This is a genomic window from Actinoplanes sp. NPDC020271 (assembly GCF_044388125.1).
GTDB lineage: Bacteria > Actinomycetota > Actinomycetes > Mycobacteriales > Micromonosporaceae > Actinoplanes.
Map to the genome: position 1 here is coordinate 83,369 of NZ_JBIRWQ010000016.1, position 16,515 is coordinate 99,883.

Here is a 16,515-nt window from a genome sequence, read left to right on the forward strand (position 1 = left end):
TCACACCCCCTCCTCGGCGACCGCCGCGCGCTGGGCCAGGGTCCGCAGCACGGAGGCGCCGGCGACCGCCACTCCCGCGCCGAGGCCCAGGGCCAGCACGACCAGCACCCGTTCCACCACCGGCGGCCCGGCGAACGGGAGCACCGCCCGGTGGAACGACGTCACGTCCGGCAACACGAACACGGCGGTGAGCGCCGCACCGGCGCAGACCGCGAGCAGCCCGGCCGGGCGCCCGCGCAGCGCGACCCAGGCGCCGCCGAGCAGCAGGGGCCAGCTCAGCAGGTTGATCCCGGCGGCGTTGAGGAACGTCCCGGCGAACGGCGCGGACTCGACCGCGAGCGTGGACCCGGTCACGTGCGCGACCGAGGCGGCCATCGCCACGACACCGGCCGCCGGCAGCAGCAGGTCGGCGCGGCGCAGGCGCCGGGCGATCACGGGAATGGCCACGGCCGCCACGATAGCCAGCCCCCACCAGGGCAACGGGTTCGGCGGGCGCTCGCCGGTGAACACGCCGGTGACCGTCACGGCGGTGCCGGCGGCGTCGAGGGGGAGCGACCAGTCCGCCGTACGCCCGGAATCGATCTTCTTGTTCTCCGGGGTTGACCGTGAGTCTGCCCAGGTCACCGTCGCACCGGGGGCAACGGTCCGGTTGATGCCGCTGATCGTGACCGGTGCGGGAGTCCCGTTCGTGAGGCGCAGCTTCGCGCCGCCCTCGATCGCGATCACGGTGAGCCCCGGAATCTCCGGTGTGATCGCCACCACCCGGCTGCGCGCGTCGGTGGCGACGAGCCCGCCGGCGTGCGCGGACGCCGGAGCGCCGGAACCGAGCACGATCGCCCCGGCGACCAGCGTGAACGTCGCCAGCCGCCGGACCACGTGCCACCGGCTCACTCGGGCTGCAGGAACTGGACGCTGCGCGTGACCAGGACCGTCGCCGCGCCGGTGAGCGCGGTGAGCGTCAGCAGGCCGCTGACCATGTGAATGTTCCACCCGACGGACCCGGTCTGGATCTGGCCGACGATCAGCACCGCGCCCCAGACGGCCGGTGGCGCGATCAGGCCGAGCGCGACCCAGCGGCCGTTGACCGGCAGGCTGACCAGCCGGTTCGCCAGACGCAGCACCAGCTCGACGACCGGCGCCGCGATCGCCACGGTCAGCTGCGGCCACCAGGGCGCCTCGGAGTCGAACATCAGGTGCATGAGCAGGGCAGGGATGGAGACGAGGGCGGTCGGCAGGCCGATCGGCAACGGCCAGCGGCGGCCGATCATCAGCAGCGGGACCAGGAGCAGCACCGTGCTGAACAGGTAACCGTGGACGAGCTGACCGTCGGTGGAGAACACGTTCGGCACGGCGACGCCGGAGCCCAGGTGGCGGAACCCGAGCGCCGTGGCGTGCAGTGAGTAGATGTGCAGCGGCAGCACCGCGAACAGGGCGGAGATGCCGACCAGCCACGCACCGCCGAAGCTCAGGGTGCGGCCGGGGACGGTGGCGGTCATCAGCGCCGGACCCATCGCGACCAGCACCATGCCCAGGATGATCAGCTCGTGGCTCGGGCTGACGAAGATCTCCAGGTTCTTCTCGATGCCGAAGATGTTGTGCCAGAGCGTGTCCATGCCCCCGCCGACCAGCAGCGCCGCCATGCCGAGCAGGGGCAGGCGCAGGGCGTTGGGCAGCGCGATCAGCGTCCGGTAGGTCGGAATCACCGGCAGGCGCGACCGCATGATCCACAGCAGCGTGAACCCGGACGCCGCGATGCCCGAGTAGAGCACGCCGTGCCACGGAGTCCAGAAGGTCTCCAGCTCAGGCGTGGTCGCATGCGCGTACGCGTCGAGCTGCAGACCGATCACCAGCCAGGCGCTCGCCACCAGCAGCACCCACCGCTCCCGCGCGGTGAACGCGGTCACGGCGGGCGCGGCCCCGGCCGGCCGCGGCCGTTCCACGGATGTCGTCACGTCTCCCCCTCCGTTCGATCCGGGCGAACGTAACCTACATCGCCCCTGTTACATGGATCGATCAGACATCAGATCTGTGGACAACCGATTGACGCCGCCTGGACTCTCACCGCCGCGAACGTGGCCGGGCCGGTGGCGACATCGGCCGGCCCCGCCCGCTCCTGGGTGGCGGCAGGGCCTGCATCACGCGGTTGCCGCAGATCGTCCCGGTGCGGGCGGAGCCGGTCAGCCGAGGCGGTCGAGCTGCTCCTCGAGGTGGAAGATCTGGTCGAGGACGAGCATGCCCTCGTCCGGGCGCAGCTCGCCCAGGACCGGGAAGAACTCGGCCATGGCGGCCTGCCAGCGGGCGTTGACCTCGGTGCGGGCCATCGCCACCTGCGCGGCAGCGAAGTCGTCGGTCTCCAGGGTGCCGACGAGCAGGCCGTCGGGGCGCAGGAAGAGCCGGTAGTCGCGCCAGCCGGTCGCGTGCAGCGCCCGCAGCATGTCCGGCCAGACGGCGGCGTGCGCCTCCCGGTAGGCGTCCAGCTTGGCGGGGTCGACCTGAAGCGTGAAGCAGACGTGGGTCACCTTGTGAAACGTATCAGCCAGCTCGTCGGCCCGAACAGCCGCCGGCGCCCCCAGGGCCACGTCCGACCGGGCCGCCACGTCGTCCGGCCCGAGGGCATCCCGGCGCGTCCGCGATCGTTGTCCACACGGCTGCCGCCGTGGCCCGGCCGGCTTTCTCACCAGGTTCGATGCCCCGCGCCGGAGCGGTCCCGGCGAGGTTTCTCAGCGGGCACTCAGCGTGACCCGCGCAGAGTGCCGTTCGGGGCCCCTGGTGAGAATGCGCACGTGAGTGGTCATTTTCACGGCATACGGGTATGCCGAAGTGCGCTGTACTAAGCGGACAGACTGGGACGGGAGCAGGCAATGACTCAAGCAAGTCGCCGCCAACGCGTGGTCGTGGTGGGGGCCGGGTTCGGTGGGCTCTTCGCGATCAAGGCACTGCGCAGGGCTCCGGTGGACATCACCCTCATCAACGGTACGGCGTATCACCTCTTCCAGCCGCTGCTCTACCAGGTGGCGACCGGGATCCTGTCCGAGGGCGAGATCGCCCCGCCGATCCGTGAGGTGCTGAAGAACCAGGACAACGTCGACGTCCGGCTCGGCTGGGTGTCCGACGTCGACATCGAGAAGAAGGTCGTCTCGGTGTCCGGTCCCGGCATCGACTACACCGTGGAGTACGACACGCTCATCGTGGCGGCGGGCGCCTCCCAGTCGTACTTCGGAAATGATCAGTTCGCCGATCACGCGCCCGGCATGAAGAGCATCGATGACGCGCTCGAGCTGCGTGCCCGGATCTTCGGCGCGTTCGAGGTCGCCGACCTGCACACCGACCCGGAGACGATCCAGCGCTGGCTGACCTTCGTGGTGGTCGGGGCCGGCCCGACCGGCACCGAGCTGGCCGGTCAGATCGCCGAGCTGGCCCACCGCAACCTGCCGGGGCAGTACAAGCACATCGACCCCCGCAAGGCGCGGATCATCCTGGTCGACGCGATCGGCGCGGTGCTCAACACGTTCGGTGACCAGCTCTCCGCCGGCGCCCAGCGACAGCTGGAGAAACTCGGCGTCGAGGTCAAGCTGAACACCAAGGTGGTCGGCGTCGACTCGACCGGCATCGAGGTGGAGGACGCGAACGGCCGGCACCGCATCCCGTCGGTGACCAAGGTGTGGGCGGCCGGGGTGGCCGCACCGCCGCTGGCCCGCAAGCTGGCCGAGGCGGCCGGGGCGCAGACCGACCGGGCCGGCCGGGTTCTCGTGGAGAAGGACACCACACTTCCCGGGCACCCGGAGATCTTCGTGCTCGGCGACATGATGAATCTGGCCGGCGAGGATGGTAAGCCGCTGCCCGGGGTGGCGCAGGTCGCCATCCAGAGCGGCCGGCACGCCGCCGACCAGATCAAGCGGCGGCTCAGCGGGAAGGAGACCGGGCAGGCCTTCACATACTTCGACAAGGGCAGCCTGGCGACGATCTCCCGGTTCTCGGCGGTGGCCAGCATCGGCAAGGTGCACCTGTCCGGCTTCCTGGCCTGGGTCGTGTGGGTCGCGGTGCACCTGTTCTACCTGGTCGGCTTCAAGAACCGGGTGACGGCGGTGCTGCACTGGGCGGTCAGCTTCGTCGGGCGCGGCCGGGCCGAGCGGGTCGCGACGCAGCAGCAGGCGTTCGCGCGCCGGGCGATCCGGGCCTACGGCGACCCGTTCGAGCGGGAGCGCGCCGAGGCCGTCACGGCCCACAAGCAGGAGATCCTCAGCAACGCGGCCACACCCGCCCAGAAGCAGCCGACGGCCGGCCCGGCCGCGCAGGCGCCGACGCTGGAGGCAGCGAGTGCGGAGGTCGCGGTGGAACCGGAGCGGGAGCGGCTCAGCGTCCGGGAGTAGTCAGCGGTCGGCAGGTGGCCGGCGGCAGGTGGCCGACGGCAGGTGACCGGCGGCAGGTGGCCGGCGGGGCGGCGTGAGCTTCGTCGCCGGTCCGAGCCTGGCCGAGGTCACCCCGCCGGCGGCGCAGGGCACCGTGCCGGTCACGCTCGGTGGCGGAGCCGGCCAGGTCGAGGTGCATCCCACCGGGAGTGCACCGGCGCGCATCCGGGTGGGCGGCGGCGCCGGGCCGGTGACCGTCGACGGCGTACGCCGGTCGGGAATTGCCGGTGGAACGGACTTCACGCCGTCCGGATGGGGCACCGCGACCGACCGTTACGACATCGACCTCGCATCGGGTGTCTCGAACCTGACCGTCGACCGGCGGTAACCTGGCGTTCGATCATTAGGTAGCGTGTACCGGCCCGACCCGGAAACCGGCCGGGCCACAAAGCCGACGAGCCCCGCGGAGCTGGGTGAACGGGCCGGCACGCCACCGCAGAGAAGAGGCCCCGATTGATCCCGGTCCCCGCCGCCACCGTGATGACCCCACGGCAGCCGGCTCTGGCTCCGGTCTTCGGAACCCTCACCCTCTTCACCGGCCGGATGGGCTCGGGCAAGAGCACCCTGGCCCTGCAGAACGCGTTCAACCGCCGCCAGGCCGGCCGCCCCGGGGTGTTACTGACCAGCCAGGATCGGGCGGGCGAGGGAATAATGTCGTCGCGCCTCGGGGTGACCGCCGACGCGATCGAGGTCGGCACGGAGATGGATCTGGCCGCTCTGGTCGTCGACCGGGTGCCGGCCGGCGGTTTCGTGATCGCCGACGAGGCCCAGTTCCTCACGCCGGCCCAGGTGGAGCAGCTGGCGTGGGCGGCGGACGAGCTCGCCGTCGACATCGACTGTTACGCGATCACCACGGATTTCCTGTCCCGGTTGTTCCCGGGCGCGCAGCGTCTGGTCGAGCTGGCCGACGTGATCACGCCGCTGCAGGTCGAGGTGACCTGCTGGTGCGGGCGTCCGGGCCGGCAGAACGCGCGGATCGTCGACGGTCAGGTGGCCCGGGCCGGCGAGCAGGTCGCGGTCGGCGACACGTCGGAGACGTCGGCGGTCTCCTACCGGGTGCTGTGCCGCCGCCACTGGCGCAACGGCGAACCGGGCCCGGCCTGAAGAGAAGAGGGCCGCTTCACCAGGGCCTGACCGGCCGCGGGATCAACACCGGCCGGTGCCCCACCACCGGCACGCCACGGTCCACATGTCGGCGGTCTGCAACCGCACCGCCCCACCCGCGTCGTCCAGCGCGTCCCGCCCGGTGCCGAGCGAGATCGACTCCCCCGGTTGCAGGATCGTCGGCTCGTCGAAGCGGTACCGATATCGCCCACCGACCGCGACGTGTCCCTGCAGGTCCACCGGTGAGCCGCTGACGTCGGTCACGGTGATCCGCTCGATCCCGCCGTACTTGATCGTGAGTTCGATCTTGTCGGTGAGCGGGCTGCCGCACCTCGCCACGCACGGGTAGACGAACGATCGTCGCAGGTCACCCTGCGGATCGAAGAGGTACGCCCCGTCACTGCCCGACCCGGGGTCGGTGAAGATCGGCGCGGGCAGCCCCCAGTACTTGTGCGTCGCGGTGTCCCGCCCCGCGCCGGCGTGCACGTAGATCCGCCCGCCGGCCGGCACCACGGTCCCCCGCGCGAACGTGTACCGCCGCAGCCCCGAATCCCGCACCCACCAGCCGCTCAGGTCCACCGCCCGGGATCCGGCGTTGCCCACCCGGGCCCACTCGTCCCCCTCGGGGTTCGCCCGCACGGTCAGCGTCGCACCCGGCGACGGACCGGCCCCGCAGGAGTCGTCGTCCCACAGCCCTTTCCGCTGCCCCGCCGCGTCCGCCGCGGCTCGCACATAGGTCGCGTCCCACGCGTCCTCCCCCGGGAATCCCAGTGCCAGCGCATATCCGCGACGCACCAGGTCAGTGCCGAGGTCCACCCACCGCCCGCCGATCCGCACGGCGATCGACCGCAGCGGCCGCCCCCGGCTGGCGCTGGCCGCCCGTCGCGCCGTCAGCCGCACGACGCCCTTACCGGCTTTGACCAGCTGTTCCACTCGCGCGGTGGCCTCCAGTGCATGGCATTCGCCGCTGCGCCGCGCCGGGCTGGGCGAGTATCGATGCTGTTCCATGGCCTGCACGCCGATCAGCCGGATCGACCGCGCGGCGGCCCGGCCCACGCGGATCACCAGCGTGTCCCCGTCCGGCACCCAGTCGACCCGGCCGGTCCACACCGTGCAGCGCGGGCTCCCGGCGCCCGGCCGGCACGCGACGGTCGCCGCTGCCGCGGGCGCGGGAATCACACTGACCAGCAATACCAGGGCGGCGATCCAGGCGAGGCGGCGCGGCATGCCTTCACGATCGGCACATCTCGCTCGCCGGCTTAGACCACGAGGACGGCATCCGCATCACCCATCGGGCGCTCGACGCCGGCATCAACGTGACACGGCCGACGCCGGTTACGTGCCACCGTCGCTCACCGACAGAGCGCTCCGCCGGCGCTGACCCGATTCCGGCCGGCACGTTTCGCCTCGTAGAGCCGGGCGTCGGCGCGCGCCAGCAGGTCGGCCTGCTCGTCACCCGGCATCGCCGGGCCGGCGCCGATGCTGACCGTGACGGGCAGGTCGCCGGCCATCTCGCGCCACGTGTGCCCGGCTATCGTCGCGCGGACCCGTTCCAGGAATGCGGCTGTCCCCGACTGGTCGAGACCGGTGACGACCAGCAGGAACTCCTCGCCGCCGAGACGGGCCACGAAGCCACCGGCCGGCTCGGAGGCGACGAGCAGACGGGCGACTTCGACCAGGACGCGGTCGCCGGCTTCGTGCGTACACAAGTCGTTGATCTGCTTGAAATGGTCGAGATCGAGCAACGCGGCCCAGAGCGGAACTCCGGTCCGGGTGGCGTTGTCGATCAGGGCGGGGAGCGTCTCGTCGACGTGGCGACGGTTGCGCAGGCCGGTCAGCGGGTCGCGCCGGGCCTGCTCACGGAACCGCTCGGCCTCCTGCCGGGCCTCGTTGACCTCGAAGAGCGCCTGCCGGTTGCGCGCCTGGGCCTCGCGGGCGGCGGAGAGCACCTCCTTCTCGGCCGCGTGGAACCGCTTGTGCTCGGTGAACGCCTGCCGGAACGCGCCGGTCGCGGCATACAGCTCGGCCTGTTCCTGCATGACGCGGACGAGGATCTCGCCGTGCCCGTGCGCCTCGCACTGCTCCCGGCAGAGGTCGAGGGTCTGCTGGGCGTTGCCGGGGTCGCCGAGCAGCCGCCGGGTGATCGCGAGGGTCAGCAGGAACTCCGGGAGTGCGTCGGCTTCCAGCGGCGCGTCCGGATAGCCGGTGATCGCGGCGAGGACGGTCTGCTCGGCGTCCTCGTAGTGTCCGAGAGCGATCTGCACGCTGGCCACCGTGTCGAGGTCGTTCGGGTCGAGGCGGTAACCGTGGGCGATGGCGGTGGCGCGCATCCGGCGGACCACGGCCCAGGCGCGCCCGGGTTCGCCGGCGAGGTGCTCGGCGTACGCGTGATTGTTCAGCACCATGATCCGGTCGCGCGGGTCCTCGCTGTGCCGGGCCAGTTCCTCGGCCTGACGGTAGCGTTCGCGGGCGGCGTCGATCGAGCCGGTCTCGGTGAGCGCGTCGGCGTACTTGACGACGTAGGGCAACCGCCGACGCGGTGCGACGGTCTCCTCCAGGGCCTCGACCGCGGCCACGGCGTGTTCGAGCAGCGCGGCGACGTCACCGAGGTTGCGGTAGGTCCGGCCGAGCAGCAGATGACTGCGAGCGATCAGGTAACGGTTGCCGTGTGCGTGGGCCCATTCGTTGATCAGCCACATCGCCTCGGCGGCGGCCCGCAGCTCGCCGTTGCGTTCGGCGACGTCGGCGCGGATCAGCCGGGCGCGCATCCGGACGACGTCGTCGCCGGTCTCCCGCTCGATCTCGGCGGCGCGGGCGGCACGGCCGGCGGGATCACGGCCGACCCAGTCCTCCAGATCGTCGAGCTCCGCGGAGTTCACGCGATCATCGTGCGCGCCCGCGGCACGGTCGGCAAGGACGTCGTGACAACTCGCTCATGCCCGTCCGGGTGGTTAGCCACCGGCTGGATCGTTAGTTAGGCTAAGCACCTGAGTAAGGAGCGCCGCTTGTCCGACGTCCCACGCCGCGCCCCGCGGGCCGGCATCCACCCCGACAAGTCGAAGAGCTGGCTCCGCCGCGCCTGGCCGCTGCTCAAGACCCACCGGACGCTGCTGGTCACCTCGCTCGTGCTGTCCTTCGCCGGGCTGATCGTGCAGGTGCAGATCCCCGACCTGGTCCGCGTCGGCATCGACCGCGCGCTGGTCGCGCACACCGCCGGCCTGGCGCGATACGTGTGGCTGATCGCCGGGCTCGCGGTCGCCCAGGGCGTCCTCAACTACCTGGCCCGGCTCTACCTTCTGCGTACGGCGTACGAGCTGGAGTACGACCTACGCAATATCGTTTTCGGTCACCTCATGCGGATGTCCTACGCCTTCTACGACCGCGTGCAGTCGGGCGAGCTGATGTCGCGCGCCACCTCCGACATCCGCGCCGTGCAGATGTACCTCACGTTCGGCCCGTCGATCCTGGTCCAGTGCATGATCGCGGTGATCGCGTTCGTCCTGATGCTCTCGATCAACCCGCTGCTCGCCGTGGTCGCGATGCTGACCATGCCGGCCGTCGCGGTGCTCGGCGTCCGGATGCGCAAGGCGATCTTCCCGGTCTCCTGGCTGATCCAGTCGCGCCTGGCCGGTGTCGCCACCGTGGTCGACGAGAACATCCAAGGGGTCCGGATCGTCAAGGCCTTCGCCGGGGAACAGCGCCAGGTCGACACCCTCGCGAGCGCCGCCGATCGGGTCCGATGGGCGTACACCACGGACGCGCGGCTGCGCAGCCGATGGACTCCGGTGATGGACAACCTGCCGCGGCTCGGGCTGGCGCTGGTGCTGCTCGTGGGTGGGTTGATGGTGCTGCACGGCCACGCGACGGTGGGGACGGTGGTGGCGTTCAACTCGTACGTGCTGATGCTGCAGCCGCCGTTCCGGATGCTCGGCATGATCATCATGATGGGGCAGCGGGCCGCTGCGTCGTCCCAGCGCATCTACGACATCCTGGACACGCCGGCCGAGATCGTCGACCCGGTCTCGCCGGTCGAGCCGCGGCCTCGCGGCGACGTGCGTTTCCGCGATGTCGGGTTCTCCTACCCTGATGGCACTCCCGGCTTGACCGGTCTCGACCTGCACATCCGGCCGGGCGAGACCGTAGCGCTGGTCGGCTCGACCGGATCGGGCAAATCGACGGTCGGCCGCCTGGCCGCCCGCTTCTACGACGTCACCGAGGGCCAGGTCCTGCTCGACGGCGTCGACGTCCGCGACTACCCCCTGGAGACGCTGCGGGACCGGGTCGGCATCGTCCCCGACGAGCCGTTCCTCTTCTCCGTCTCGCTGCACGACAACATCGCCTTCGGCCGCCCGGGAGCCACCCGCGAGCAGGTCGTCGCCGCTGCCGTCGCGGCCGGAGCCCACGAGTTCGTCCAGGAACTGCCGAAGGGGTACGACACGGTGGTCGGCGAGCGCGGCTACACGCTCTCCGGCGGTCAGCGGCAGCGGGTCGCGATCGCCCGGGCGTTGCTGGTCAACCCGCCGGTGCTGATCCTCGACGACGCGACCAGCGCGGTGGACGTCCGGGTCGAGCACGAGATCCACGAGTCGTTGCGCACCCTGATGACCGGCCGCACCACGATCATGGTGGCGCACCGGCTCGCCACGATCGGCCTCGCCGACCGCGTGATCCTGATCGAGAACGGCCGCGTGGCCGCCGATGGCACACACGCGTCGCTGCTGGCCACCGAGCCGCGGTACGCCCGCGTCCTGGCCGCCGCGTCCACCGGGGAAGAGGTCCCGGCATGAGCATGTTCGGAGGCGGCTTCGGCGGGCCCGGTGGCGCGATGCCCGGCGGGATGACCGGCGCTCGCCGCGACCGGCCCGGTGGCACGCCGTTCGCCGGCATCCCGCCCGAACTGGCCGCCGGCGTCGCCCGCCTGGAGTCGTCCGAGCCACCCGCCGCGGCGGCGGCGGAAGCCTTCCACCGGCAACCCGGCAACCGGAGGCTCACGCTCGGTTCGCTGCTGGCCAACCGTCCCGCGGTGCTGGTCACCGCCGCCGTCGCGGTCCTCGCCGAGGCGCTGTTGTTGCAGGCCGGGCCGCTGCTGGTGCAGATCGGCATCGATCGCGGCATCGTCGCGCGCGACGTCACGGTGCTGGTCCTGTCCGCGGTCGCCTTCCTCGCCGCGGTCGGGCTCACCGCGTTCGCGTCCGGCGTGCGGATCCGGCAGAGCGGGCGCCTGGCCGCCTACGTCACCCGTGACCTGCGGGTCCGCGTCTTCAGTCACCTGCAGCGGCTGAGCCTGGACTTCTACACCAAGGAGAAGGCCGGGGTCACGATGACCCGGATGACCTCCGACGTCGAGGCGATCCAGCAGTTGCTGCAGGACGGTTTCGCGCAGTTCCTGATCCAGGGACTCACCATGATCGTGGTGACGGTGGTGCTCGTGCACTACGACGCGGAGCTCGCCGCGATCACGTTACTGCTGGTCGTGCCGCCCCTCGCGGCGCTGTCGATCTGGTTCCGGAAGGCCGCCGACCAGGGGTACGACCGGCAGCGCGACGCCATCGCGGGGCTCTTCTCGCACCTGTCGGAGAGCCTGTACGGCGTACGCGTGATCACCGCCCACAACCAGCAGCGCCGCAGTGTCCTCGAGCACCGCGAGGTGGTCGGCACCTACCGCGACGCCAACGACCACACCGGGCGGATCAGCGCCGTCTACGGCCCGGGCAGCTCGGTGATCGGCCTCGTCGGACTGGCCGCGCTGCTGCTGATCGGCGGGCGCATGGTGCTGCGCGGCGAACTGACCCTCGGCGAGCTGACCGCGTTCGTGCTCTACCTCAACGCGTTCTTCCAGCCGGTCCAGCAACTCGTGCAGCTCTACACCAACTATCAGCAGGCCCGGGCCGCGCTCGGCAAACTGCGCGGACTGCTCGGGACGGCACCGTCCGTACCGGAACGAACTGATGCTGTTGATCTTCCGCCGGCCCGCGGGGGCATCGAGCTGCGGAACCTCACTTTCGGGTACGACCCCGGGCGTCCCGTGCTGCGCGACGTCACCCTGCGGATCGCGCCGGGCGAGACCATCGCGTGCGTCGGCCCGACCGGCGCCGGGAAGTCGACGCTGGCCAAACTCGTCGCCCGGCTCTACGACCCGGACCGCGGCGCGGTGCTCATCGACGGCCACGACCTGCGCGACGTCACGCTCGACTCGCTGCACCGGCAGGTCGGCGTCGTGCCGCAGGAACCGTTCCTGTTCGCCGGGACGCTGCGCGACAACATCGCGTTCGCCCGCCCGGACGCCACCGACGACGAAGTGTTCGCCGCCGTCGACGCCGTCGGCCTGCGCGACCTGGTCGAACGCTCCCCCGAAGGCCTCGGCACGATCCTGCACGAACGCGGCCAGTCCGTCTCCTCCGGCGAACGTCAACTGATCGCCCTGGCCCGCGTCTTCGTCGCCGCGCCCCGCGTCGTCGTCCTCGACGAGGCCACGTCCAGCCTGGACCTGCGCTCCGAACTGCGCGTCGAAGCCGCCGTCCAGCGCCTCCTCGAAGGCCGCACCGCGATCCTGGTCGCGCACCGCCTGTCGACCGCGCGCCGGGCCGGCCGCGTCATCGTCGTCGACAACGGTGGCATCCTCGAGTCCGGCCCGCACGACGACCTGGTCGCGGCCGGCGGTCGCTACGCCACCATGTACGCCACCTGGGAATCCCACACCACAACCCCCGATTAGGTACGCCGTGAGCCGCCCGCCCGGCGTCGGCTTCCCGGGCCGGCGCCCGCGCGAGCCCGTCTCCACTCGCCACCAGCCGCGCCCCGGGTCCCGGCTGGTTCTCACCGTCGCTGATCGTGCCTCCTGAACGGCGCGGTGACGGTGACCGTCGCGCGGCGGATCGGGCCGACGATCGCGTGCTGGCCGTAGGCGCCGTCCATCCGGTAACTGCCGTTGCCGCTGAGCCAGACACGCTGAGCCAGACACTCAGACCGTAGCCGTTGCTGAACCCCGGCCCGTACTCCGACAGCCCTCCCGGTGCACGTGAATGCCGTAGCCGCCGAGCCCCTTCTCCCGGTCGGCACGCACGAAATCGGCAAGTAGATCGTCACCCATGTCCCGAAGTCACCGCCTCACGCGGCCGGGACCAGGAAGGCGAACACCCGCACGCCGACCGGGCCGGTGGGCAGCGGCGCGGGGGCCGCCCCGGCGACCTTCATCCCGGCCTCCCACGGCTCACCGTCCAGGAAGACCTCGTTCGTCAGCATGCGCCCGTCCTGGTAGGCGGTGAAGAATCGCAGCGCGTGCACCGCCGGACTCAGCGGCACCTCCCGCAGTGCCACCAGCAGCTGGTCGAAGAGCGGTTCCGCGGACGGCACCGGGTCGGTCGCGAACAGGTCCACCTGCGCGCCCAGCAGCAGCTCGAACTCACCGGCCGGGTGCCGGTAGCGCTCGACGGCGACGTGCTCGGCGGCCGCCTTCCGGTCGATCAGCGCGGCGATCATCGGGTACGCCACGGCCCGCTCGAACATCGCGAGGGTCTGGAAGATCGCCTCCTTCCACGTCGGGGCGACACCGACGCAGCTCTCCACCATCCACGGCCGGGCCAGCGCCGGATGGTTCACCGCGAAGTTCACCTGGGCCACGACCAGCTCCGGCGTCGGCCGCGGATGCGCCGCCAGGGTCGCCCGGAACTCGGCGTCGCCCAGCTTCAGATCCTCGCCGATCGCGACCCCGTAGGCCGCCATCCAGTGGGCAAAAACGGACGCCGGTGACGGCACCCCACCACTGCCGGTGCCGAGCGGCGGCAGCCCGTCGTCCAGCGAGACCGGCCCGAGCCGCAGCCGGCCCGCGTCGGCGCCACCCTGCAGGGCCTGGCCGACCACGGCGACCTCGCTGCTGTACCCGGCGATCCGCGCGATCTCCGCCTGGTCCGCGACGGCAGCCCGCGCCACGGCCGCCCGGTAGACCGGGTCACGATCGAGGCGCCGGCGCGTCTCCCCGTCGAGGAACGTCTCGTCGACCTGCACGCCGCCGAGCACCCGCCGCCCGAACGCGAGCGGCAGGAAGTAGGTCAGACGCTCCGCCAGCCACGGCTCGACACCGCCACTGAGCAGCCGTTCCTTGACCTCGTTACCGGACGGCTCCGGCGCGCCCTCGCAGAACGCCGTGACCCCCACCACAACCGCCTCGTCGAACATCGCGTGAGCCTATCTCCCGCCTGGTCGCCCGCAACCCCTCAAGATCAAGATCAAGAGCCGGTCTGCCGCGGTTCCGTCGCCCGCCGGGGACCACGGTGACGCTGCCGTTCTTCAGCGACCCGCGTGTGGCCGGTGCCGAAAACAGATTCGCGTTGCACAATCTCTCATGACCGCATCCGCATTGCGCGCGCTCCTCACCTCTGGCCGGGTCACCCACGTGCCCGGTGTCCACGACCCGATGACCGCGGCGCTCGCCGTCGCCGCGGGTCACCGGGCTGTGCACCTGTCCAGCGTGGCGGTCTCGGCGACCATGCTGGGCCGGCCCGACCTGGGTTTCGTGCACGCCACGCAGATCGCCGACCGGGCGGCCACGCTCGCCCCCGCGCTGCGGGGCACGCCGCTGCTGGCCGACGCGGACACCGGGTACGGCAACCCGGAGCACGCGGTCTGGACCGGGCTCGCGTACAGCCGCGCCGGGATCTCCGGGCTGCATCTGGAGGACCGGGTGAGCCCGAAGCGCTACGGGCACCCGGCCGGCACGGAGGTGATCGAGACCGGTCTCGCCGCCGCGAAGATCCAGGCGCTGGCCGATCAGGTGCCGGAGCTCGCGATCATCGCCCGGACCGACGCGTACGCCGTGCACGGTCTCGGCGACACGATCGCCCGCTGCGTCGCCTACGCCGGGGCGGGGGCCGACGCGGTCTGCCCCGACGGGGTACGGGATGCCGGGGAACTGGCCGCGATCAGTCGCGCGCTTCCCGGCGTACCCCTGGTGATCAATCGGAGCGAAGCCGCCGCCGACGTACCCACCTGGACCGACGCGGAACTGGCCGAGGCCGGCGTGCGACTGGTCCTGCACCCGGTCGCCGCGCTGCTCGCCGCGATGCGGGCGGCGTCGGTCACCTATCGCGCGATCGCCGACACCGGCAACGCGGAGTCCGTCGAGCGGATGCCGTGGGCCACGTTCACCACGCTGACCGGCCAGGACGACACCCTCGACGCCGACGCCCGTTACGTCCCCGCCCGGTTGCAGACGTGAACATTCCCGCCGGGACCCGGACAGTAACGAACCATCGGGGGTCAGCCGATATTCATCGACATCGGTGATTCTGCCGATGCGTGCCGGGGATCGGCGTGGCGAGACTGACGGCATCCGCCACCCTCCGCCTTCCGCGGACGGCCGGCCCGGCCCGGGCCCGGCGGACGTTCCCGACCGAGGAGATAGCGATGACCACGCCATCGTCCGTCCCGCGCCGGCCCCGCCGTTGGCCCCAGCTGATCGCCGCGATGACCGCGGCGGCCGTCGCGCTGACCGCCGGCCCGGCACCCGGCGCCGAGGCCGCGCCGGCGGCCGCAGCCGCCACGGTGCCCAGCCCCGCGATCACCGTCCCGCCGCCCGGCACGCACGGTTTCCCGTTCCTGGCCGAGGCGGAAGACCTGACGGCGGCCGGGTACACCGAGTCGGAGTACTTCCTCTCCGGCGTCGCGTCCTCGTACACCGGGCTCGGCGTCCTCGGCTCGAACGGGCGCTGGCCGGTCGCGGTGACCGGCCGGGCCCCGTACCGGACCAGGATGCTGGTGCGCCGACCCGCCGATCCGGCCCGGTTCAACGGCGTCGTCCTGGTGGAGTGGCTCAACGTCAGCGGCCAGGTGGACCTCTCGCCGGACTACTGGTTCGCCCACGACGAGTTGCTGCGCGCCGGCTACGCCTGGGTCGGCGTGTCCGCGCAGAAGGTCGGCGTGGACGGCGGGATCGGCGACCTACCCGGTCTGCGCCAGTGGGACCCGGCCCGGTACGGCACGCTGAACCACCCCGGTGACCAGTTCTCCTACGACATCTTCTCCCAGGCCGGGCAGGCACTCCGCACGCCCGGCGGACCGGACCCGCTGGCCGGCCTCGACGTACGCACGGTGCTCGCCGACGGGGAGTCGCAGTCCGCGCTGCGCATGACGACGTACGTCAATGCCATACATCCGGTGGCCAAGGTGTACGACGGCTTCCTCATCCACAGCAACAGCGCCCTGGCCGCCCCGATCGACGCGCTCGGACTGGGCATGCCACTGGCCGTCCGGATCCGCACCGACCTCCGGCAGCCCACCTTCGTCGTGCTCACCGAGACCGACGTGGCCGGCCACGCCCCGGCCCGGCAGCCGGACACCGCGACCGTGCACACCTGGGAGCTGGCCGGCACGGCGCACGGCGACCAGTGGGCGCTCGACCGGGGCGATCCCACCCTGCGCCGGTCGCTGGGCAGCCAGACCCCGGCTCCCGACTGCCCGGCCGGCTCGGCCCCACCCAACGACGGGCCGGGGCACTACGGCATCGACGCCGCGCTGGCGCACCTGACCACGTGGGCGCGGGGTGGCACGGCGCCCCCGGCGGCACCGCCGGTGACCCTCCTCGGCGGCGCGGTGATCCGGGACCCGGCCACCGGGCTGGCCCTGGGTGGCCTGCGACTGCCCGACGTGACGGTGCCGACCCACACGCTGAGCGGTCTGCGAGCGATCGGCGGCGGGCCGTTCTGCGGTCTCTACGGGGCGCGCGACCCGTGGAACGCCGACGCTGACGGGTGGGACCGGCACGACACCGGCGACCCGTCGGACCCGGCCCTGCCGGTCGTCGCCGAGCCGGACCTGGCCACGCTCTACCCGACCCATGCCCGCTATGTCGCGGCGGTGCAGGCCGCGGCCGACACCGCCGTAGCCGCCGGCTACCTGCTGGCCCCGGACGCGGCGCGGATCGTCGCCACCGCGCAGGCGTCCCCGATCGGAGGTCAGGGCGCGGCGGGATCGGTGCCGGGCAAGTCGTAGACGAACACCGGAACGT

General features: G+C 72.0%; 13 protein-coding genes. 7 read left to right on the top strand and 6 right to left on the bottom strand.

Annotated elements, in window-relative coordinates:
• From ACH442_RS30140 to ACH442_RS30150, 3 genes are all read right to left on the bottom strand, one after another.
• Nucleotides 1-891, bottom strand: a complete 891-nt coding sequence (locus tag ACH442_RS30140; RefSeq protein ID WP_396341497.1) for a hypothetical protein — start codon at nt 889-891, stop codon at nt 1-3.
• Nucleotides 888-1,952 carry a hypothetical protein gene (locus tag ACH442_RS30145; protein WP_396341498.1) on the bottom strand — a complete coding sequence of 355 codons (1,065 nt, stop codon included), beginning with the start codon at nt 1,950-1,952 and terminating at the stop codon, nt 888-890. The genes ACH442_RS30140 and ACH442_RS30145 overlap by 4 nt, the downstream gene beginning before the upstream one ends.
• Nucleotides 1,953-2,177: 225 nt before the next feature.
• A complete protein-coding gene (locus ACH442_RS30150; protein ID WP_396341499.1) occupies nt 2,178-2,519 on the bottom strand; it encodes an L-rhamnose mutarotase in 342 nt (113 codons plus the stop codon).
• Between the two features lie 342 nt (nt 2,520-2,861).
• Here ACH442_RS30150 and ACH442_RS30155 point away from each other — a divergent pair, with 342 nt between their 5' ends.
• The 3 genes from ACH442_RS30155 to ACH442_RS30165 all read left to right on the top strand — a co-directional run bounded on the left by ACH442_RS30155 (nt 2,862) and on the right by ACH442_RS30165 (nt 5,513).
• The gene (locus ACH442_RS30155; protein WP_396341500.1) at nt 2,862-4,370 is read left to right on the top strand and encodes an NAD(P)/FAD-dependent oxidoreductase; all 1,509 of its coding nucleotides are present in this window, start codon (nt 2,862-2,864) and stop codon (nt 4,368-4,370) included.
• 73 nt (nt 4,371-4,443) lie between these two features.
• The gene (locus ACH442_RS30160; RefSeq protein WP_396341501.1) at nt 4,444-4,737 is read left to right on the top strand and encodes a hypothetical protein; all 294 of its coding nucleotides are present in this window, start codon (nt 4,444-4,446) and stop codon (nt 4,735-4,737) included.
• Nucleotides 4,738-4,865: 128 nt separating this feature from the next.
• Nucleotides 4,866-5,513: a thymidine kinase gene (locus tag ACH442_RS30165; RefSeq protein ID WP_396341615.1), complete on the top strand. Its 648-nt coding sequence runs from the start codon at nt 4,866-4,868 to the stop codon at nt 5,511-5,513.
• A gap of 42 nt (nt 5,514-5,555) precedes the next feature.
• On the opposite strand, the gene ACH442_RS30170 is transcribed toward ACH442_RS30165, so the two are convergent.
• Together ACH442_RS30170 and ACH442_RS30175 are read right to left on the bottom strand one after the other, a co-directional pair.
• Nucleotides 5,556-6,740, bottom strand: coding sequence for a lamin tail domain-containing protein (locus tag ACH442_RS30170; RefSeq protein ID WP_396341502.1), 1,185 nt, complete (start codon nt 6,738-6,740; stop codon nt 5,556-5,558).
• A gap of 125 nt (nt 6,741-6,865) precedes the next feature.
• Nucleotides 6,866-8,392 (bottom strand): diguanylate cyclase, encoded by a 1,527-nt coding sequence (locus ACH442_RS30175; protein WP_396341503.1) that lies wholly within the window; start codon nt 8,390-8,392, stop codon nt 6,866-6,868.
• Between the two features lie 126 nt (nt 8,393-8,518).
• On the opposite strand from ACH442_RS30175, the gene ACH442_RS30180 reads away from it, so the two are divergent.
• Nucleotides 8,519-10,300 carry an ABC transporter ATP-binding protein gene (locus ACH442_RS30180; RefSeq protein WP_396341504.1) on the top strand — a complete coding sequence of 594 codons (1,782 nt, stop codon included), beginning with the start codon at nt 8,519-8,521 and terminating at the stop codon, nt 10,298-10,300.
• The gene (locus tag ACH442_RS30185; protein ID WP_396341505.1) at nt 10,297-12,228 is read left to right on the top strand and encodes an ABC transporter ATP-binding protein; all 1,932 of its coding nucleotides are present in this window, start codon (nt 10,297-10,299) and stop codon (nt 12,226-12,228) included. The genes ACH442_RS30180 and ACH442_RS30185 overlap by 4 nt, the downstream gene beginning before the upstream one ends.
• Before the next feature lie 392 nt (nt 12,229-12,620).
• On the opposite strand, the gene ACH442_RS30190 is transcribed toward ACH442_RS30185, so the two are convergent.
• Nucleotides 12,621-13,688: a DUF6348 family protein gene (locus tag ACH442_RS30190; RefSeq protein WP_396341506.1), complete on the bottom strand. Its 1,068-nt coding sequence runs from the start codon at nt 13,686-13,688 to the stop codon at nt 12,621-12,623.
• A 166-nt stretch (nt 13,689-13,854) separates the two neighbouring features.
• Between ACH442_RS30190 and ACH442_RS30195 the strand changes: the two genes are divergently transcribed.
• A complete protein-coding gene (locus ACH442_RS30195) occupies nt 13,855-14,727 on the top strand; it encodes an oxaloacetate decarboxylase (RefSeq protein WP_396341507.1) in 873 nt (290 codons plus the stop codon).
• Between the two features lie 188 nt (nt 14,728-14,915).
• A complete protein-coding gene (locus tag ACH442_RS30200) occupies nt 14,916-16,499 on the top strand; it encodes an alpha/beta hydrolase domain-containing protein (protein WP_396341508.1) in 1,584 nt (527 codons plus the stop codon).
• Nucleotides 16,500-16,515: the final 16 nt, after the last annotated feature.